This window comes from Caldicellulosiruptor hydrothermalis 108, from assembly GCF_000166355.1.
Classification (GTDB): Bacteria; Bacillota; Thermoanaerobacteria; order Caldicellulosiruptorales; family Caldicellulosiruptoraceae; genus Caldicellulosiruptor; species Caldicellulosiruptor hydrothermalis.
Genome location: NC_014652.1, coordinates 602,939 through 621,065 on the forward strand (window position 1 = coordinate 602,939; position 18,127 = coordinate 621,065).

18 protein-coding genes, 4 tRNA genes and 1 pseudogene are annotated in these 18,127 nt (G+C 37.0%); 16 read left to right on the plus strand and 7 right to left on the minus strand.

All coding sequences use genetic code 11. The features are described from left to right. Positions 1 to 5 precede the first annotated feature (5 nt). Positions 6 to 809: an alpha/beta hydrolase gene (locus CALHY_RS02780; RefSeq protein ID WP_013402498.1), complete on the minus strand. Its 804-nt coding sequence runs from the start codon at positions 807 to 809 to the stop codon at positions 6 to 8. 170 nt (positions 810 to 979) lie between these two features. Here CALHY_RS02780 and CALHY_RS02785 point away from each other — a divergent pair, with 170 nt between their 5' ends. Continuing rightward, positions 980 to 2,023 carry a TDT family transporter gene (locus tag CALHY_RS02785; protein WP_013402499.1) on the plus strand — a complete coding sequence of 348 codons (1,044 nt, stop codon included), beginning with the start codon at positions 980 to 982 and terminating at the stop codon, positions 2,021 to 2,023. Positions 2,024 to 2,116: 93 nt separating this feature from the next. Here CALHY_RS02785 and CALHY_RS02790 read toward each other — a convergent pair whose 3' ends face one another. Together CALHY_RS02790 and CALHY_RS02795 are read right to left on the minus strand one after the other, a co-directional pair. Next, on the minus strand, positions 2,117 to 2,416 hold the full coding sequence (locus CALHY_RS02790) for a DUF1634 domain-containing protein (RefSeq protein ID WP_013402500.1): 300 nt from the start codon (positions 2,414 to 2,416) through the stop codon (positions 2,117 to 2,119). After that, positions 2,417 to 3,247: a sulfite exporter TauE/SafE family protein gene (locus tag CALHY_RS02795; protein ID WP_013402501.1), complete on the minus strand. Its 831-nt coding sequence runs from the start codon at positions 3,245 to 3,247 to the stop codon at positions 2,417 to 2,419. It lies immediately after the preceding gene. Between the two features lie 264 nt (positions 3,248 to 3,511). Between CALHY_RS02795 and CALHY_RS02800 the strand changes: the two are divergent. Then, positions 3,512 to 3,718: pseudogene (locus tag CALHY_RS02800) on the plus strand (hypothetical protein); the annotation flags it as partial. 69 nt (positions 3,719 to 3,787) lie between these two features. On the opposite strand, the gene CALHY_RS02805 reads toward CALHY_RS02800, so the two are convergent. Beyond that, a tRNA-Ser gene (locus CALHY_RS02805) sits at positions 3,788 to 3,880 on the minus strand. Positions 3,881 to 4,086: 206 nt separating this feature from the next. Here CALHY_RS02805 and CALHY_RS02810 point away from each other — a divergent pair. From CALHY_RS02810 to CALHY_RS02845, 8 genes are all read left to right on the plus strand, one after another. Next, on the plus strand, positions 4,087 to 4,485 hold the full coding sequence (locus CALHY_RS02810) for a thioesterase family protein (protein WP_013402503.1): 399 nt from the start codon (positions 4,087 to 4,089) through the stop codon (positions 4,483 to 4,485). A gap of 9 nt (positions 4,486 to 4,494) precedes the next feature. Beyond that, the gene (locus CALHY_RS02815; RefSeq protein ID WP_013402504.1) at positions 4,495 to 6,156 is read left to right on the plus strand and encodes a formate--tetrahydrofolate ligase; all 1,662 of its coding nucleotides are present in this window, start codon (positions 4,495 to 4,497) and stop codon (positions 6,154 to 6,156) included. 58 nt (positions 6,157 to 6,214) lie between these two features. Then, on the plus strand, positions 6,215 to 7,465 hold the full coding sequence (locus CALHY_RS02820) for an aminotransferase class I/II-fold pyridoxal phosphate-dependent enzyme (protein WP_013402505.1): 1,251 nt from the start codon (positions 6,215 to 6,217) through the stop codon (positions 7,463 to 7,465). Positions 7,466 to 7,564: 99 nt separating this feature from the next. Further along, positions 7,565 to 8,782: a zinc-dependent alcohol dehydrogenase gene (locus CALHY_RS02825; RefSeq protein ID WP_013402506.1), complete on the plus strand. Its 1,218-nt coding sequence runs from the start codon at positions 7,565 to 7,567 to the stop codon at positions 8,780 to 8,782. A gap of 170 nt (positions 8,783 to 8,952) precedes the next feature. Further along, the gene (locus CALHY_RS02830; RefSeq protein WP_013402507.1) at positions 8,953 to 9,867 is read left to right on the plus strand and encodes a hypothetical protein; all 915 of its coding nucleotides are present in this window, start codon (positions 8,953 to 8,955) and stop codon (positions 9,865 to 9,867) included. A gap of 109 nt (positions 9,868 to 9,976) precedes the next feature. Then, complete coding sequence (locus CALHY_RS02835; protein WP_013402508.1) at positions 9,977 to 10,990, plus strand: LacI family DNA-binding transcriptional regulator; 1,014 nt, start codon at positions 9,977 to 9,979, stop codon at positions 10,988 to 10,990. A gap of 18 nt (positions 10,991 to 11,008) precedes the next feature. Then, on the plus strand, positions 11,009 to 11,767 hold the full coding sequence (locus tag CALHY_RS02840) for an alpha/beta hydrolase (RefSeq protein WP_013402509.1): 759 nt from the start codon (positions 11,009 to 11,011) through the stop codon (positions 11,765 to 11,767). A 92-nt stretch (positions 11,768 to 11,859) separates the two neighbouring features. Next, on the plus strand, positions 11,860 to 12,057 hold the full coding sequence (locus tag CALHY_RS02845; RefSeq protein ID WP_148217799.1) for a hypothetical protein: 198 nt from the start codon (positions 11,860 to 11,862) through the stop codon (positions 12,055 to 12,057). Between the two features lie 133 nt (positions 12,058 to 12,190). Here CALHY_RS02845 and rpmB read toward each other — a convergent pair whose 3' ends face one another. Together rpmB and CALHY_RS02855 are read right to left on the minus strand one after the other, a co-directional pair. After that, positions 12,191 to 12,379 (minus strand): 50S ribosomal protein L28, encoded by a 189-nt coding sequence (gene rpmB / locus CALHY_RS02850; protein WP_013291240.1) that lies wholly within the window; start codon positions 12,377 to 12,379, stop codon positions 12,191 to 12,193. 83 nt (positions 12,380 to 12,462) lie between these two features. Next, complete coding sequence (locus tag CALHY_RS02855) at positions 12,463 to 13,530, minus strand: bis-aminopropyl spermidine synthase family protein (protein WP_013402510.1); 1,068 nt, start codon at positions 13,528 to 13,530, stop codon at positions 12,463 to 12,465. 144 nt (positions 13,531 to 13,674) lie between these two features. Here CALHY_RS02855 and truD point away from each other — a divergent pair, with 144 nt between their 5' ends. From truD to CALHY_RS02885, 6 genes are all read left to right on the plus strand, one after another. Beyond that, entirely contained in the window at positions 13,675 to 14,835 is a 1,161-nt protein-coding gene (gene truD, locus CALHY_RS02860; protein WP_041723100.1) for a tRNA pseudouridine(13) synthase TruD, read from the plus strand. Positions 14,836 to 14,866: 31 nt separating this feature from the next. Then, on the plus strand, positions 14,867 to 15,280 hold the full coding sequence (locus CALHY_RS02865) for a GNAT family N-acetyltransferase (RefSeq protein WP_013402512.1): 414 nt from the start codon (positions 14,867 to 14,869) through the stop codon (positions 15,278 to 15,280). Between the two features lie 120 nt (positions 15,281 to 15,400). Further along, positions 15,401 to 15,477, plus strand: a tRNA-His gene (locus CALHY_RS02870). A 12-nt stretch (positions 15,478 to 15,489) separates the two neighbouring features. Next, a tRNA-Gln gene (locus CALHY_RS02875) sits at positions 15,490 to 15,565 on the plus strand. A gap of 19 nt (positions 15,566 to 15,584) precedes the next feature. After that, positions 15,585 to 15,660 (plus strand) — tRNA-Lys (locus tag CALHY_RS02880). A gap of 109 nt (positions 15,661 to 15,769) precedes the next feature. Continuing rightward, positions 15,770 to 17,302: a YifB family Mg chelatase-like AAA ATPase gene (locus CALHY_RS02885; protein ID WP_013402513.1), complete on the plus strand. Its 1,533-nt coding sequence runs from the start codon at positions 15,770 to 15,772 to the stop codon at positions 17,300 to 17,302. On the opposite strand, the gene CALHY_RS02890 is transcribed toward CALHY_RS02885, so the two are convergent. Then, a complete protein-coding gene (locus tag CALHY_RS02890) occupies positions 17,295 to 18,110 on the minus strand; it encodes a metal ABC transporter permease (RefSeq protein WP_013402514.1) in 816 nt (271 codons plus the stop codon). The genes CALHY_RS02885 and CALHY_RS02890 overlap by 8 nt on opposite strands. Between the last annotated feature and the right edge of the window lie 17 nt (positions 18,111 to 18,127).

Here is an 18,127-nt window from a genome sequence, read left to right on the forward strand (position 1 = left end):
TACTATCAAACATTATATCCTATAAACCCTATGCTTTCAAACCATTTTTCGCAGAGCTTTGTCCACTCTTTAACATATAAAGTGTCGCTGGCAAGACCAAGTCCATGTCTTCCGTGAGGGAAGATGTGAAGCTCAAACGGTACCCCATGTTTTTTTAGAGCCATTGCAAACAAGAGAGAGTTTTCGACAAGGACGCTACTATCATCGCTTGTATGCCACAAGAATGTTGGTGGTGTTTTGCTTGAAACCATGTTGTGTGATGAAAGTGTCCACACCAAAACTGGGTCGGGGTTTTCACCAAGCAGAGCTTTTTTGCTGCCTTCATGGGCATACTCAGCAAGGCTTATCACAGGGTAGCACAGGACCATACAGTCGGGTCTGCAGGAAACTCTTTCAACAGGGTCATTGTTTTTCTTGTCACCGCTGTCAAAATGTGTACCAACCAAGGATGCCAAGTGCCCGCCTGCAGAAAAGCCCAAAACACCAATTCTGTTTGGGTCAATATTCCATTTTTTAGAAAAGTATCTTATAAGTCGAATAGCTCTTTTGGCATCCAAAAGAGGAGCAGGGTGTTTGTAAGGCTGTACTCTGTAGTTTAGTACAAATGCTGAAATTCCAATAGAGTTTAACCACAGGCAAACGGGTTCTGATTCATGCTGTGCTCTGTGTGTGTACCCACCGCCAGGAAATACAATTATGCAAGGTAGCTGCTTGCTACTTTCAAGTATGTAAGGCACAAGATGGGGTACAAAAGGGTTTGCAGGGTCAAAAAGAGGAATATCATTTTGATTTTCCCAAAGTGGTATCACATTTATCATCCTTTCTTAAGAAGATTTTGGTAGGCTTATTTACTTATGTATTGCTTATAAAAGAATTATAATACTATTTTCCCTGTTTGCAAGTTTTGATTGAAATTGAACGTCTCATCCATTATAATATAATTATATTCTTATACAATTATGAAAGGTGGTAAAAAGTGATGAAAAACATTATCAGAAACTTTTATCCCTCATGGTTTGTTGTTTGCATGGGTACAGGCATTATAGCAAATCTTTTTAAGGCTATTGGCCAGGATTACTTATCTTATACATTCACCTTGATTAACATTATATTTTTTGCGATAATCTTTTTAATTTGGTTTTTGAGATGGTTTGTGGGATTTGAAAATGTAAAGAAAGACGTTGAAAATCCACTTTTATCAAACTACTTTGCCACAATGCCAATTTCTCTTATGATTATAGGATTGAACATTTTAGTCAATAAACTATACTTTGGCAGTGACTTTTCAGTTGCTTTTGCAAAGTTTTCATTCTATACAGGAAGTTTTCTTATGGTAGTATTTTCAATAATCACATTCGTGGTTCATCTTTCTCACAAGGAGATACCAAGTTCGATTTTGAACTTTGCCTATTTTATGCCACCTGTTGGAAATATAATAGCGCCAATACTTGGAAATGAAATTATAAACAGAGCTACGCTTGACAGCCAGGAAAAAAGCGCAGTTCTTTTTATAAATTTAGCTATGTTTGGAATAGGATTTATGCTATTTTTGACCTATTTGCCTATAATCAAAGGAAGATTTCTTTTGCAGGAACCCATTGAAAAAGGGCATTTTCCAACAATGTTTATTCTCCTTGCACCTGTTGGTGCATCAATTGTTGCTATAAAAGGTTTTGCCCAGAGCTTCAAGGTAGCAGGGCTTGTAAATGACACATTTTTGCCCACCCTGTTTAACATACTGGCAACAATGCTTTGGGGATTTGGACTTTGGATCTTTATAGCACTGATTGTACTGTGGATAAGAAGTCTTAAAACAAAAATTCCCTTTAGCCTTGCATACTGGGCATATATATTCCCAGTTGGCATATTTGCGCTTGCAAGTTTTAAGGTAAACTCAAGTTTCAATTTTTCAACAATAAATTGGTTTTCAAAGGCTATTGTTTGGATTTTGTTGATTGTTTGGATATATAATATCTTGATGACACTAAAAAACGTGTTTAACAAGAAGCTTTTGACAAGATAAAAACAATATACAAATCTATGAATAAAACAATCAAGCCACAGGAAGCTCGAAAATGCAAATCCTGTGGCTTTTTTGTTCATATTTTATAAGAATTTAAATTTTAGCTGATACAAGCAGATTGCTTACCACTATAATCACAATTATAGCCAACGTTATAGCAAAGTATATCAAATCTTTTTCTATAAGGAACATAAAAAGGGAGACAACAAGCCTTGCAAAAGGAGTAAGAAAAAGAATATAAAGCCCTATTTTTATAATCAGACTCCCAACAGCAAGCTTTAGCACAATGTGCAAAAAAAGTCCTGCACAGATAACAATTATACTCAGCAGCACTCCAGCTCTCAAAACAATACTTATTATATCTTCCATTGTTGCTGTTTTTCTATTTTCCATCTAAAACAGCCCCTTTCTAATCATTTCAATTGAGGTATAAATTAAAATCAGGGCAAATGCTACGCGAAGGTACTTTGATTTTATGTAAGGCATAAGTCGCGCACCTATTGCAGAACCTACAAGCACGCCAACTGCAACAGCCCCACATGCATCGTACACAATATCACCTCTTGCAAGATATATGCTAATACTGGCCAAAGCAGTCACACCCATCATGAAATTGCTTGTTGCAGTTGAAACCTTGAAAGGCAGTTTCATTATGGTGTCAAGTGCTAAAACTTTAAAGATTCCACTGCCAATGCCCAAAAGCCCTGAAAGTATTCCTGCAAGTGTCATCATCAGAAAGCCACCTGTAATGTTTTGTGCACTGTATTCTATTTCTCTGTTTTGAATCTTGTCAAAATAGCTTCCATAAAGTTTTAACTTCTTTGCCCATTTGGATATTTGAAGGCTTGATGGTTGTGGCTTTTCATCAGACTTTCTATTTTTTATCATCAAAAACGAATTGTATAAAAGCAGAATTCCAAATATGAGTGACAACACTTTTGCAGGCAAAAAACCACTCAGAATTGCTCCAAGTACACCACCAATAACTGTTGCAAGCTGCAAGAACATTCCTATTCTAAGATGAGTAAGCCTATCTTTGACATAGGCAGACGCAGCACCAGACGATGTTGCGATGACTGACACAAGCCCGGCTGCAGCAGCTTGGTGCATGTTGAACTTGAATACAATTGACAAAAATGGGATAACAATAAGCCCACCACCAATTCCTAGAAGAGAGCCAATAAATCCTGCAATAATTGACACAACAAATACTTCTGCAATCATTGTATCCATCTCCTTTGCAAGTTTGTAAACTGTTTTGGGTAGAAAATGAATATTATTATTATACCATAAAATCTTAAATTGTCTGCCTATTTTCAAACCATATGTGGCAAAATAAGAAGAAAATACAGTTCACTCAATTCTGTGGTATATAATTAAAATAGGGAAGAAAAATAGACTGCAAAAGAAAAGGAAAAATAGAGTGTGTACAGGTTTGCCGCCAAAAGAGCACAATGCAACATTCAAGTTTTTATTAAACAGAGGGAAGTGGATGGTATGGGTGAGTTTGTATCAAATGTTGCAAGACTTCTGGATGAGACAAAGACAAAAGATTTTATGGCAGGTAAACTTGAAGCAACAATTGAGTTTGCAAAAAGGTTAATACAAAAGGGTTTTAGCGATGAAGAAATTGCAGAACTTACAGAATTGGAGATTGAAAGAATAAAAGAGCTGAGAAAATCCATGCTGAATTGAGAGCTGTGGAAACTATCCTCTGCAGATGTTGTTTTAAGGAATGTTCTGTAAAAACCAAAAAAATAAAAATGGCGGAGAGAGTGGGATTCGAACCCACGGTACCGCTTTTGGCGGTACGCACGATTTCGAGTCGTGTGCCTTCGACCACTCGGCCATCTCTCCGCCTTTTTCATTTTGCACAATCAATTATAATTCATCTTATCAGCATTTTCAAGTCAAACTTTTTCATATTATAATTGACAATTCCACAAAATAGAAGTAATATATTTATTAAAGCATATATTGTGAACAAAATTGTGCACCACGATAGCATGTTTTAAATGGTGTCCCGAAAGCACAGGAGGAGCATTCAAAGGAGGCGCATTTAATTGAAAAAGCCGGAACTTCAAGTTGGACTTAAATTTGAGATTGAGGAAGTAGTAAGCGATAACATGCTTGCTTCTCATTTTCAAAGCGGACTTTTGGATGTCTTTGCAACTCCTTCAATGATAGCGCTGATGGAAAAGGCAGCACTTCTTTGTGTTGAGAACTACTTAGAAGAAGGTTATACCACAGTTGGAAGCAAAGTAGATATTTTGCATTTAGCGCCCACTCCAAAGGGAATGAAAGTAAAAGCAGTTGCCCAGCTAATTGCCATTGAAGACAGAAAACTCACATTTAAAGTAGAGGCGTATGACAGCTTTGAGAAGATTGGAGAAGGAGTTCACGAAAGGTTTATTGTAAATCGCGAAAGATTTTTAAACAAAACATATCAAAAGGTTAGGTGAAATCTACCTATGAAAAGCATATCAAAAGTGCAGGAGACCACCCTTGAGCCTATATCCAAGATTGCAGAGAAAATAGGGCTTGATGAGGATGAAATTGAGCTTTATGGAAAGTACAAGGCAAAAATAAGTTTGGATGTCCTCAAGAAAAAAGCAGAAGTAGAAGACGGTAAGGTTATTTTAGTGACATCTATTAATCCAACACCTTTTGGAGAGGGAAAAACAACAACTGCAATTGGCCTTTCGATGGCAATAAACAGGATGGGATTTAAATCTATTGTTACTTTGAGAGAACCTTCCTTAGGACCGTTTTTAGGTTTGAAAGGTGGGGCAACAGGTGGCGGTGCGTGTCAGATTTTGCCCTCAATTGATATAAACCTTCACTTTACAGGAGATATTCATGCTGTGACCTCTGCAAACAATCTTCTTTGTGCTGCCATTGATAATCATATTTATCATGGGAATAGCCTTGGAATAAATCCAAAGTCTATAACCATAAAAAGAGCAATGGATATGAATGATAGAAGCCTTCGGCATATCATAGTTGGGTTTTCAAATGACCAAAAAGGTGCTATAAGAGAAGATGGTTTTGTTATCTCTGTTGCTTCTGAAGTTATGGCAGTTTTGTGCCTTTCGATGAGCTATGATGAGCTCAAAGAAAAACTCGGGAATATCTTGATAGGCTTTACTTATGACAAAAAACCTCTGTATGCCAAGGATTTGAACGTCCATGGGAGCATGGCTCTTTTGTTAAAAGATGCGCTAAAACCAAACCTTGTTCAGACCTCTGAAAATACCGCAGCAATTGTCCATGGTGGACCGTTTGCAAACATTGCGCACGGTACAAACAGCATTGTTGCCACAAAGATTGCTCAAAAACTTGCTGATTATGTTGTTGTTGAAGCAGGTTTTGGGTCGGATTTAGGAGCAGAGAAGTTTATAAATATTGTTGCAAGAAAATCTGGAATATATCCACACGCTGCTGTTCTGGTTGTGACAACAAAGGCTTTAAAACATCATGCGAGAATTGAAGAAAATGGTGGGCTACAGAGTGATGTAAATTCTATTCAACGAGGGCTTGAGAATTTAGAAAAGCACATTGAAAATCTTAAAATTATGGGACTTGAGACAGTGGTGGCTTTAAATAAGTTTCCGGATGATACAGAGGAAGAGATTGAACTTATCAGGTCTTTTTGCGAGCAAAAGGGTGTGGAATTTTCAGTATCAAATGCATATGCTCACGGGTCAGAAGGTGTGCTTGATCTTGCTGAAAAGGTTATAGAGATGAGCAATAAAAGAAAGAAAATAAACTTTGTTTATGAGGACAGTGATCCTGTTGAAGAGAAAATCAAAAAGGTTGCAACCATCATCTATGATGCAAAAGATGTAAAGTTTTCTAAGGCGGCGGTGTCAAAACTTGAGCTTATAAAAAATCTCAAGATTGAACATTTTCCAATTTGTATGTCAAAAACTCAGTATTCGCTTTCTGATGACCCAAAATTACTTGGAAGGCCAAAAGATTTTGTCTTAAATGTCACAGATATAGAAATAAAAAATGGAGCTGGGTTTGTAGTTGTCATGTGCGGTGATATAATTGCAATGCCGGGGCTTGGAAAAGACTTTGCAGCTCTTCATCTTGACATAGACAGTAGTGGAAATCCAATTTTTAAATAATTCTTTTTTTAGGTTATGCATGTGCACAAAAATGTGTTCAGAAGGAGGTTGAAAAAAGATGATTGATACCACAAAATTTTCGCTTGCTGATTTTATGAAGAGCGAAGATAAAAATATTATGGAGCTTGCAAAAGAGTTCTGGGAGTACAAGGAAGATTATGTCAGAAGAAGACATTATCAATACAGAAGAGTTTCAATCACAGGGTCAGGTCCAACCATGAAGATTATTGATCACTACACAGGACAGATTAAAGAGATGATAAACCTTGCATCAAACGACTACCTCAATCTTACAAAACATCCAAGAACAATTAAAGCAGGAATTGAAGCTGTCAAAAAGTACGGGACGGGTGCTGGGTCTGTGCCACTTCTTGGTGGAACACTTGATATTCATGTGGAGCTTGAAAAGAAGCTTGCAAAGTTCAAAGGCTGTGAAGATGCTCTAATTTACACAAGCGGTTATGGCTCAAATCTGGGGACAATTTCAGCCATTCTGCACGAAAAGGACGTTGCTATACTTGACATGTATGTGCACGCAAGCATAATTGATGGGTGTAGAAACACAAATGTAGAGTTTTTCAGACACAACAATATGGATTCTCTTGAAAAGGTTCTGAAGAAGGTTAAGGACAAGTACAACACAAAACTTGTCATTGTTGATGGTGTATATTCCATGGACGGTGACATTGCGCCGCTTGACCAGATTATTGAGATAGCACATGCTTATGGTGCGTTTGTCATGGTTGATGAAGCCCATGCAACAGGTGTGATTGGTAAAAACGGAAGAGGAACACCTGAACATTGCAACGTGGAAGGCAAGGTTGATATAGTTGCAGGAACTTTATCTAAAGCACTTGGCGCTGTCGGTGGATTTATCGCAACCAATAAAGAGCTTGTAAACTACCTGCACTTTTATTCAAGAGCATACATGTTCTCAACAGCACCAACGCCGCAGGCAACTGCTTCTTTAATTGAAGCATTAAATGTAATTGAAGAGGAACCAGAGCTACGACAAAGACTTTGGGACAACATCAGGTATTTTAGGGAAAACCTATTGAAGCTTGGATTTAACCTTGGCAACCAGCAAACTGCTATTTTCCCAATAATTATAGGAGATGATTACAAGGTAAAAGAGATGTGCAGAGAGCTTCATGAAGCAGGGATATATGTAAATCCTGTGTTTTATCCGGCTGTGCCAAGAAGACTTTCGCGAATTAGGATGTCGGTCACAGCTGGGCATACAAAAGAGCATCTTGACAGAACATTAGATGTTCTTGAACACTTGGGCAAGAAATACGGTATAATTTAAATATATAGGCTATTCATCCAACAAAGGGGCTGCCGCAAAAGGGTGCAGCCTCTTAAAGTTTTTAAACAAATTCTTAACAAATGAAAGGAGATATGAAGAATGAAAGCAGTTGTGTTTGATGCAAATGTTGCAAAGTACATAAGAACTCTTTTGCTTGGTAAAATTTCCAAGAAGTTTTTTTACAATAGATTTTCGTGTATTCTACTGAAAGACATTCCTGAACCCGAGCTTCCTTCAGAAAACTATGTGAAAATAAAAACCACATATGCAGGGATTTGCGGTTCTGACTTAAATCTCATATTTTTGCACGACTCACCCTCAACCTCACCTTTTGCTTCATTTCCTTTCGTCATAGGGCACGAGAATCTTGGAGTGATAGTTGAAAAAGGCAAAGCTGTTTCCGAGTTTGAAATAGGTGACAGAGTCATTGTTGACCCGGTGCTTGATTGTGACGCACGAGAACTTCCAAGATGCCCGTCCTGTCAGGAAGAGGAATTTTCAACCTGTCTTAATATAACAGAAGGAAAGCTTTCACCTGGCACAATTATGGGAGCGTGCAGCACAACAGGTGGGTCGTGGGGCGAATATTTTGTTGCGCACAAGTCGCAGGTTATAAAGGTACCTGCTACTGTCAAGGACCAAGAGGCGATACTGGTCGACCCATTAGCATCAGCTCTTCATCCTGTTATGAGAAATTTTCCAAAAGATAGCGAAAAGGTTTTGGTTTATGGAGCTGGGATAATTGGTCTTTTGGTTATTTGGAGCTTGAGAAAGCTTGGAAGCTCAGCAGATATCACAGCCATTGCAAAATATGACTTTCAGGCAGATTTGGCAATAGAGTTTGGTGCAAACAGAGTGGTAAAGCCAAAGGAAGGGTATTTGGATGAGCTTGCAAAAGTAGCTTATGCAAAAGTATTTCAGCCAATGATTGGTGATAAGGTCTTGCTTGGCGGATTTGACAAGGTCTTTGACTGTGTAGGGTCGAAAAAGACCATTAGGGATGGCATGTGGCTTACAAAACAGCGAGGAAGCTATATTCTTGTAGGGCTTGCATCAACTGTGAAGGATTTAGATTTGACTCCGATTTGGTTTAAAGAACTGAATGTCAAAGGAGCTTACTGTTACAGCACAGAAAACGTAAATGAATACAGAATGTCCACGTATCAGCTTGCACTGAGCCTTATTCAGCAGCACGGAATTCCGTATGAGAAGCTTATTACCCATTATTTTAAACTCGAGGATTATCAGAAAGCCATTGAAGTTGCGTCATCAAAGGGTCGTGAAAAGAGTATAAAAGTTGTGTTTAGATTTTTGTGAAATTTTACAATCAAAAAGTAGTTGCTAATACCGTTTGAATAATATTAAAATTGAATTAACATACAGGTATTTTGGCAAAGAAAAGCTAAACTTTTTGTGCATATGCCTCAAAAATATGGGTATATATTTAAAAGAATACAAGAAAGGGATTAGCAGTTGGTGAGAAGTTTATGAGAGAAAAGTTTGGCAAGGTATATGGGATAATCACATTTACTGAGCTTTTGTTATTTTTTGGGCTTGTTTTGTATATTCAGCTTCAAACTCATACATACAGCATAGTATCATGGATTTTGATTTGTACAAGTTTGAGCTTGATTGTGGCTGCAGGATATGTTTTCGGGATTTTGCCGATTATAAATGAATTTGGTGGACGAGTTAAGAAGATAGAGGATGTTTTAAAGATATTGAACAAAAACTTTGAGTTTTCGGTTGAGGATGATATCCAGTTTGAAAATTCTCTGCAAACAATACAAAGTAAACTTCATTTATTGGAAGAGGAGAGGGAAAAAGAAAACTTCTTTATTTCTGCTTATAAGGAGATGATAATTAGAAACGTCCAACTTATATATGAGATAGCAGCTGAAAAAAGGCAAAAGGAAATTGAAGGGCTTGCAAGGTCACTTTTAGACATGTTGGAAACAAGCGTGTATTCAAACCGCATATTTGTTCCGCTATGGTATGAGGTGACATTATTTCAAACAATTCTTTCTGGTTGTATTTATTCACTTAAGAACAATTTTGAAATAGTTGTAAATTTCCACGACGATAGTTTGAAAGAAAGATTTATACTTCATGGGACACTGAGTTTTATTGCAAAGCTTTTTACCAGTTGTTCAGAAAGGCAGCTACCAATTAAAAGTGTAATACAGCTTTCGATATTTGAACTATCAGGGATGCTGAATATAAGAATATATTACAATGATGTCATAAAAAACTATGAGAAGATTGAAGAAGTGATGAATATTCTCAAAAACAAGTTTGCGCTGTATTATCCTGAGGGTACATATCTGCTGACATATTCAACCGGTGACAATCATTTTGTGATTGAGATGACTTTGCCTGAGATAAAATCTTTTGAGAGTTGAAACTAATCAAACTTTTCAGTATAATTTGCAATTTTTCTGAATATTTGGTATTATTGAAATTAAGCTTTAAGAAAAGAAATGCAAAAAAAAGAGTTGGGATGAGAGTAAGATGGTAACAATTAAAGACATAGCAAGGGAAGCAGGTGTTTCACCTTCCACAGTGTCAAGAGTGTTATCTGGTAAAGCGAAGATTTCTCCCGAGACAACCAAAAGAGTGATGGAAGCCATAGAAAAACTTGGATATATTCCGAATGCAAGTGCGAAAAGTCTTGTTATGAAAAAGGCTTATTCGGTGGGCATTTTCATGCCAAGAAGGCTTGAGCAGACATTGACTTCTACATTTTTTGACCAGGTTGTGTCTGGTATCTGCAGCTATATAAACGCTACTGAATATGAAATAGTACTTTCGATTGTGCCTCCAGAAAAGGAAAAGGAGAGTTTAGAGAGGCTGATAAAAAGCAAGAAAGTTGATGGGTTTATACTTCTGACGTCACGTATAAACGACTATGCAATAAAATACTTGCGAAATCTAAAATTTCCTTTTGTGCTGATAGGGTCGCCTGACAAGGATAAAGACTATGTAAACTGGGTTGACAACGACAACAAAAAAGCTGCGTTTGATGCAACAGAGTATCTAATTCGACTTGGACATACTCAAATAGGTTTTCTGGGTGGAATGGAAAATCTTGTTCTGACTCAAGATAGGCTTTCGGGTTACAAAAGTGCTCTTGCCAAATACAAAATTCCAGTTGAGAACCAATATATTATGTTTACTGAGTTTGATGAGCAAAGCTCGTATGAAAAGGCAAAGCAGATGTTGCAATTATCCAACAGGCCAACGGCTATTGTTTGTATTGACGAGGTTGTTGCATATGCAGCAATAAGAGCGTGCAGGGAGCTTGATTTGAAAGTAGGGTATGACGTGTCTGTGATAGGGTTTAATGAGTCAATTTTTTCGAAGCTATCCTCACCAAGGTTGACAACCATCAATACCAATGTATTTTATTTAGGATACTATGCAGCTGAGATGCTAATAAAAGAACTTGAAGAGCCCTACAAGACGTACAAAAGACTGATTGTTGAACACTCAATTATTGAGGGGGAGACCTGCAGAGCAATATAAAGCCAAGGGGGATTTTGAATGCAAAAGCATGTTGAGATCAAAAACAAAATAGGTCAGGTGCTAAGAGGTTACTTGCATACTCCTGGTGAATACGAGGGGAAAATCCCTGCTGTTGCTATATTTCACGGGTTTACAGGAAACAAAATGGAACCGCATTTTATCTTTGTAAAGCTCTCGCGCCTTTTAGAACAACATGGGATTGCAAGCGTGAGGTTTGACTTTGCGGGCTCTGGCGAGTCAGACGGAGAGTTTTACGACATGACAGTTACGCGTGAGATTGACGATGCACGCTGTATTTTAGAGTATCTATTTTCTCTTGATTTTGTTGACAAGCAGAAGATTTCAATAGTTGGACTTTCGCTTGGCGGTGCAATATCCTCTTATCTTGCTGGTGAGTATAAAGAAAAACTTTACAAGGTCGTTCTGTGGGCACCTGCAGGTAATATGAAAGAGATTGCAAAAAATGTGGTTGAGACAAATCCAACCATCAAAGAGAAGGGATATATAGACTTGGGAGGACTTTTACTTTCTCAGGATTTTTATTACGATTTGCAAAAGTATGATTTCTTTGAAGAAATAAAAAGATATCCTGGTAAGGTTTTGATTTTGCACGGTACAAATGATCAAGCTGTACCCATCGAGGTTGGAAGAAAATATAAACAGATTTTAGGGAATAGGGCTGAGCTTATTGAGATTGAAGGTGCTGACCATACATTTAACAAGTATGAATGGGAAAGATTAGTGCTTGATAAAACGGTTGAGTTTTTAAAGGATTGATAAAAAATACAAAAGGGTGGACACAAAAAAGTTTCCACCCTTTTTTGTCACCCATCTACTTTCAAATGAATATAATAGAATAAAACCAGCTGTTGAAAGAATATATTTATGGTATGAGCAAGCATTTTTCGCACAAAAACAAAAAATGGTTGGGTCTTGCACTGCTTCTCATTGGTATAGGGATTCTGATATCGCTACTGATGCCTCCATGGCTTTTAGCGTTTATAATCGCAGTCTTGTTAATAGGTGCAGGAATATATCTATTTTTGAAAGATGGGAGATGGAAGTAAAATGAGAATCATGGTGTTTAAAATGCCAAGGTTTTTGAGCAAGTTAATAAAAAAGCTGTTTAAAATAAGTGATGATAAATAAAGAAAAAAGTTCAAGATAAACTTTGATTGCTTATCTTGAACTTTTCTATTTTTAAGCACGGACAACCTTGCCAGCCTTTATACAGCTTGTGCACACATATATTCTCTTTCTCTGACCATTCTGCAGAAGAACTTTTATTTTCTTTACATTTGGCTTCCATGTTCTTCTTGATTTCTTGTTTGAATGGCTGACCTTATTTCCAAAAGCAACTTTTTTACCGCAAACTTCGCACATTGCCATCTCTGATTTCCCTCCCTTTTCCCAACAGAAGCTTAAAAAAGCCACAAAATATTTTAACATAAAAAAGAGAAAAAGAGCAAGGATTAATTTTCTTTATAAAGGATTGCCTCTTTGTCTATATAAAGCTCACAGTTGATATACTCATTTTTGATATCTACATCTTTTACAAGCTCAATCCTGTACATGCTTGATGTGTACCAGTTGAGCTTTGGTTGAACATTTACAAAAGTAAGGCTACTCTCAAGCGATGGCAAGAGATAGTTCCAGTTTACATAATGATTGAAATTCTCAATGATGTCTGTAATAACCGCATTGAACTTGTTCAAAAGAAGTTTTTGAAATTCATGCCATTTTGAAAGTGAAGCTTCGATGTTTGTAAGACCAAAGTAGCCTGCACAGCCTGCTCCTTTCAAGCTGGAGATTGTTCTTGTAAAGCAAAGGTCTAAAGCCTCAATTGTCTCAGGTGGATCTATTGTAAATGTGTCAAAGCTTTTTACAAAATCATCAGGAAGTTTGTTTCTAAAGTCATATTCAATAGCTTTGAGGTTTAAATTGTGTTCTTTTGCAGCCTGATTTATAAAGTCAACAAGACGCTTATCTATCTCTAAAACTATGACCTCTTTTGGAAGTTTTGTTAGTGCTGCTGCGATTGACACAAGGTCATCGTCACCAAATACTATTAGCCTTTTTCCAACCAAGTCTCCTTTTTTAATCATCAGCGCAATTCGTGAATATGCTGTTTCTTCTGTGACATATCCCTGGTCGTACTCAACTATTGCATCAGGTCTTGTCTTGACAATCTCTTTAAACTTCTCATAAGCATCCTTGATTTCAGAAAAGACTATTCCTCTTCCTTCACAGTAGGAACAAGTGTAATTTTTTACAACAGGAATATTGTTAGCGCTTATAAATTCTTTTCCTTTTTCTGTTAATATCAAGTTACCCGATTCATCCGTCTTAACAAAATCTATTGAAATAAGATAGTTGATTGTTTCTCTTACCACAGCAAATGGTTTTTGTGAAAGGAAAATAACTTCCCAAAAATGGTTTGTGGAGTTCAGCGCCGACAATATTTTTTCTATATCTCTTTGGTTTATCTCAACCTTTGTCTTGTTCTGTACAAAATCCACAGCACCCTTTAATACATCCACTTCTACCACCTCCTCATAATATTTATTGTTACCCGATTTTTTCAGCAAAATAGTTTGTTGACAACAATATATAATGATATCATAATAAAATAAGGTGTCAATAAGAGTTTTGAAGAATTGTGGATTTTAAAGGGTGATAATAGTTTGAAGATTAAGGTTTTGCCAGAGGATTTTGTTGTGAGAGAAAAACTCAGACTTGAAATAAAACCGTCAGGCAAATACAAAATTTATCTTTTAACAAAAAGGCACTGGAACACGGTTGATGCTCTCAGGTTCATTTCAAAGGAGAACAAGATTCCACTTGAAAAGATTGGCTGTGCAGGCAGAAAAGACAGACACGCACTCACTTTTCAGTATATTTCTGTACCAAGAGAATATACCATAAATTTTAACAAAGAAAATGTAAAGGCTCAGTTCATAGGGTATTCAGATGATTTTGTATCCCCTTTGATTCTCGAGGGGAATTTTTTTGAAATAACAATAAGGAAATTAAAAAATAAAGATGAAAGAATTTTACGAAGATTGAATGAAGTACAGCAGTTTGGCTTTCCCAACTACTTTGATGACCAGCGGTTTGGGAGCAGTCAAAGTGAAGATGAGTTCATAGGCGAAAAGATTGTTAAAAAACATTACAACGGTGCTCTCAAACTTTACTTTACAACCATTCATCCTGAAGATAAAAAAGAAGAAAAGGAGAGGAAGAAAAAAATCTCTGAGCTTTGGGGAGATTTTGAAAAGATACTGCCTCTTTGTAAAACGAAGGTAGAAAGGGATATTATAAAAACTCTCTTAAATGGCAAGAGCAGACACTATTTAATCGAAGCGCTCAATCTTATTCCCAAAGAAGAGATGTCCATTTTTCTTTCTGCTTACCAGAGCTATATTTGGAACAGGACATTGATTGCAGTTTTGCCTTATTATGTTGATTTGTTAAAACCTGTAAAAGGAAAAATTATGGACTACTTGATTTACACTACACTTTCAACAAAGTCTTTAAATAGCTTAAAAAACCTTCAGATTCCAACCATTTCATCAAAAATACCATATGTAAGTGATATTGTAAATAACGCTATTTTAGAGATTTTAAATGAAAGAGGAGTAAAACCTTCTGATTTTGATACCAAAAAGATCAGGAGCTGGTATTTTAAATCGTTTTTAAGACCTGCCATAGTCTTTCCAGAAAAGCTTGAAGTGTCCGACTTTGAAGAAGATGATTTTTACAGCGGGTATTATAAGCTAAGGATAAAATTCTATCTTCCTGCGGGTTCCTTTGCTACAATGCTTATAAAAAGTTTAACTGTTTAAATTTGAAAAGTTATATGTGAGGTGATTATAAATGATAATTCGCGAAATGAATCCAGATGATTGGTCAAAAGTCATATCTTTGTGGCAAAACACAGAAGGTATTGGCATTGGTAGAAGTGATACGAAAGAAGGTTTAGAAAAATTCCTCAATAGGAATAAAGGAATGAGCTTTGTGTGTGAAATTGACGGTAAAATAATAGCTACCATTATGTGTGGACATGATGGCCGGCGAGGCTTTATATATCATTTGGCGGTTGCTGAAAATTTTAGATTACAAGGCATAGGGAAACGTTTGGTTGAGAAAGCTTTAGAAGAACTTAAAAACCAAGGAATACATAAATGTCATATTTTTGTAATGAAAAATAATGAAAAAGGAAAAAGTTTCTGGTCAAAAATGGGTTTTCAGAAGAGGGATGATATTGAAGTATTTTCAATAGATATTTAATAAAACATGCATGAATGTTGTAAAAAGCCGTTTTTCATTTTTGTATAACTGCGAACATATAATCGCTATTGACTAACTGGACTGTTGACTTTATAATATGATTTGCTTGTTAAAGAGGCGGTGGATATAGCTCAGTTGGTTAGAGCGCCAGGTTGTGGCCCTGGAGGTCATGGGTTCGAGTCCCATTATCCACCCCATTTAAATTATGTTGGGGTGTCGCCAAGCGGTAAGGCACAGGACTTTGACTCCTGCATTTCGGTGGTTCGAATCCACCCACCCCAGCCATTTTTGTTTTTTAATATATGGGCCATTAGCTCAGTAGGCAGAGCACCAGCCTTTTAAGCTGGGTGTCCCGCGTTCGAGTCGCGGATGGCTCACCATCTTCAAAAACATAAGCCCTTGAAAAAGGGCTTTTTTGTTTATATTGAAAAAGAAATTAAGCTGTGATAAAGTTTTAATAAAAAAGGGAAAGGAAAAGCTATATAAAAAATGCTTGCAAAAGTTTTGACATCTTCTTACCTTGGCATAAAAGGCTATATTGTTACAGTTGAAACAGACATGTCAAATGGCCTTCCGAGTTTTGATATAGTTGGCCTTCCTGATGTGACTATTAAAGAGGCAAAAGAAAGAATAAGAGTAGCAATAAAGAACAGTGGCTTTGACTTTCCAAACAGAAAAATAATTGTAAATCTCGCACCTGCAAGCACCAGAAAGGAAGGCTCATCTTTTGACCTGCCTGTAGCTATTTCTGTGCTAAAGTCGTCTGAGCAGATAAGTCCTAAAATTAGTCCCCAGGAGATTGCAATAATTGGAGAGCTTTCTCTTGATGGAAGTGTCAAAAGGGTGGATGGGGCTTTACTTATGACAATCGCAGCTTTGGAAAATGGTATCAAAAAGATTATTGTTCCTTATGAGAACAGGGCAGAATGTGGCGTTGTGAGAGGAATTGATGTTTTTCCTGTGAAAACTTTAAAAGAAGCTGTGGAGATTTTGGATAACCCTCAGAGTGCCACTCCTCATAAGGTCGAAATAGATGAAATGAATCTTCTTGATACTTTTACATATGACGTTGATTTTTCAGAGGTAAAAGGTCAAGAATATGTCAAAAGAGCAGTTGAGGTAGCAGTGGCAGGAATGCACAACCTTCTTTTAATTGGTCCACCAGGAAGCGGCAAAACCATGATTGCTCAGCGCATACCCACAATCCTGCCACAAATGACCTTTGAAGAAAGCCTGGAAGTAACAAAAATTTACAGTTGTGCAGGACTTTTGAAAGATGGTCAGGCGCTTGTCACCGCAAGACCTTTTAGAAGTCCTCATCACACCTCTTCTTCGATTGCTATAATTGGTGGAGGTAAGGTTCCAAAACCAGGAGAGGTTTCACTTGCCCACAATGGAGTTCTGTTTTTGGATGAGTTTCCCGAATTTGATAAAAAGACAATAGAGGTTCTTCGCCAGCCCCTTGAAGATGGATATGTGACAATTTCAAGGGTCAACGCATCTATTGAATATCCTGCAAGGTTTATGCTTGTTTGTGCCATGAACCCTTGCAAATGTGGCTATTTTTTGTCAGATGAAAGGGAGTGCACATGCACACCCGCTCAAATAAAGCAGTATCTGGGCAGGATTTCTGGTCCTATTTTGGACAGGATTGATGTTCAGGTTGAAGTAAAGTCTGTAAAGCTTGAAAACTTCAATTCCTCAATTTGCAAAGATTCAGCAGCTATGAGAAAAGAGGTAGAAAGAGCAAGACAAATTCAGCTTGAAAGGTTCAAAGGGCTTGGCATATTTTATAATTCTCAAATGAAAGGATCTCTTGTAAACAAATTTTGCAAACTTTCAAAGAAAGAAAAGCAGCTTCTTGAAAAGGCATTTAATACCTTGGGACTGTCGCTTAGAGGATATACCAAAATTTTAAAAGTTGCAAGAACAATTGCTGATTTGGAAGAAAGCGAAGAGATAAAAGCAGAACACCTGCAAGAGGCAATCTCTTACAGGCTCTTGGAAAGAAGGCTTATTTAAAAGTTTTAGCAAGACTTCTTTTTCTTGCGATGTTAATAATTTCAGCTATAAAGAAAATGAGTACAAATATCAAAACTGTTGCTCCACCAGGGGGAATATCAATGTAATAAGAAGAAGTCAAACCACTTATTATAGCAATTAGTGACACTGAAAGTGAAACTACTTGAAGCATCTTGAAGTTTTTTGAAAACCTCATTGCGATTGCTGTGGGAAACACAATCAGGCTTGAGATTAAAAGACCACCTACAATCTTGATTGAAACAGCAATTATTGTTGCTGAAACAATACTCAGCAAAAAATCAAGTAGTTTTGTGTTTATTCCCGAAACCTTTGCGCTAACTTCATCAAATGTAGCAAGAATAAGTCTTTTTCTAAACATGGCTATAAAAGTGACTGTTACAAGGCATACTGCAAGGATGATCCACACATCTTCATTTCCAATTGTGACTATGCTTCCGAAAAGGAAGCTCATTAAGTTGCTACTACTTTTTAAAATTCCAAACAGAACTGATGCAAGGCCCAGGGCAGTGATTGAAACAAGGGCAAGAGATACTTCTTCAAACCTTTTAAATCTTGATTTGAAATACTCAATAGCCAAAGCAAATGCAACTGTTGAGACAATTGCGCCAATGGTTGGGCTAAAATTTAAAAGCAGTGCTGCTGCAACACCAACAATTGCTGTGTGTGAAAGAGAGTCTCCCATCTGTGAAAATCTCTTTAAAACAAGAAAGTTTCCAGCAAGCGAGGTCATAATGCTAACCAGCACACCTGCTAAAAAAGCCCTTTGCATAAATTCATATTGAAGCATAATATCACATCCTGTTA

What these genes read in the sequence shown, in the direction of transcription:
- CALHY_RS02790 (WP_013402500.1), bottom strand. Translation starts at nt 2,416, where the DNA reads ATGGAAAATAGAAAAACAGCAACAATGGAAGATATAATAAGTATTGTT.
- rpmB (WP_013291240.1), bottom strand. Translation starts at nt 12,379, where the DNA reads ATGGCAATGTGCGAAGTTTGCGGTAAAAAAGTTGCTTTTGGAAATAAG.
- CALHY_RS02885 (WP_013402513.1), top strand. Translation starts at nt 15,770, where the DNA reads ATGCTTGCAAAAGTTTTGACATCTTCTTACCTTGGCATAAAAGGCTAT.
- CALHY_RS02835 (WP_013402508.1), top strand. Translation starts at nt 9,977, where the DNA reads ATGGTAACAATTAAAGACATAGCAAGGGAAGCAGGTGTTTCACCTTCC.
- CALHY_RS02840 (WP_013402509.1), top strand. Translation starts at nt 11,009, where the DNA reads ATGCAAAAGCATGTTGAGATCAAAAACAAAATAGGTCAGGTGCTAAGA.
- CALHY_RS02830 (WP_013402507.1), top strand. Translation starts at nt 8,953, where the DNA reads ATGAGAGAAAAGTTTGGCAAGGTATATGGGATAATCACATTTACTGAG.
- CALHY_RS02785 (WP_013402499.1), top strand. Translation starts at nt 980, where the DNA reads ATGAAAAACATTATCAGAAACTTTTATCCCTCATGGTTTGTTGTTTGC.
- CALHY_RS02820 (WP_013402505.1), top strand. Translation starts at nt 6,215, where the DNA reads ATGATTGATACCACAAAATTTTCGCTTGCTGATTTTATGAAGAGCGAA.
- CALHY_RS02795 (WP_013402501.1), bottom strand. Translation starts at nt 3,247, where the DNA reads ATGATTGCAGAAGTATTTGTTGTGTCAATTATTGCAGGATTTATTGGC.
- CALHY_RS02825 (WP_013402506.1), top strand. Translation starts at nt 7,565, where the DNA reads ATGAAAGCAGTTGTGTTTGATGCAAATGTTGCAAAGTACATAAGAACT.
- CALHY_RS02815 (WP_013402504.1), top strand. Translation starts at nt 4,495, where the DNA reads ATGAAAAGCATATCAAAAGTGCAGGAGACCACCCTTGAGCCTATATCC.
- CALHY_RS02865 (WP_013402512.1), top strand. Translation starts at nt 14,867, where the DNA reads ATGATAATTCGCGAAATGAATCCAGATGATTGGTCAAAAGTCATATCT.
- CALHY_RS02890 (WP_013402514.1), bottom strand. Translation starts at nt 18,110, where the DNA reads ATGCTTCAATATGAATTTATGCAAAGGGCTTTTTTAGCAGGTGTGCTG.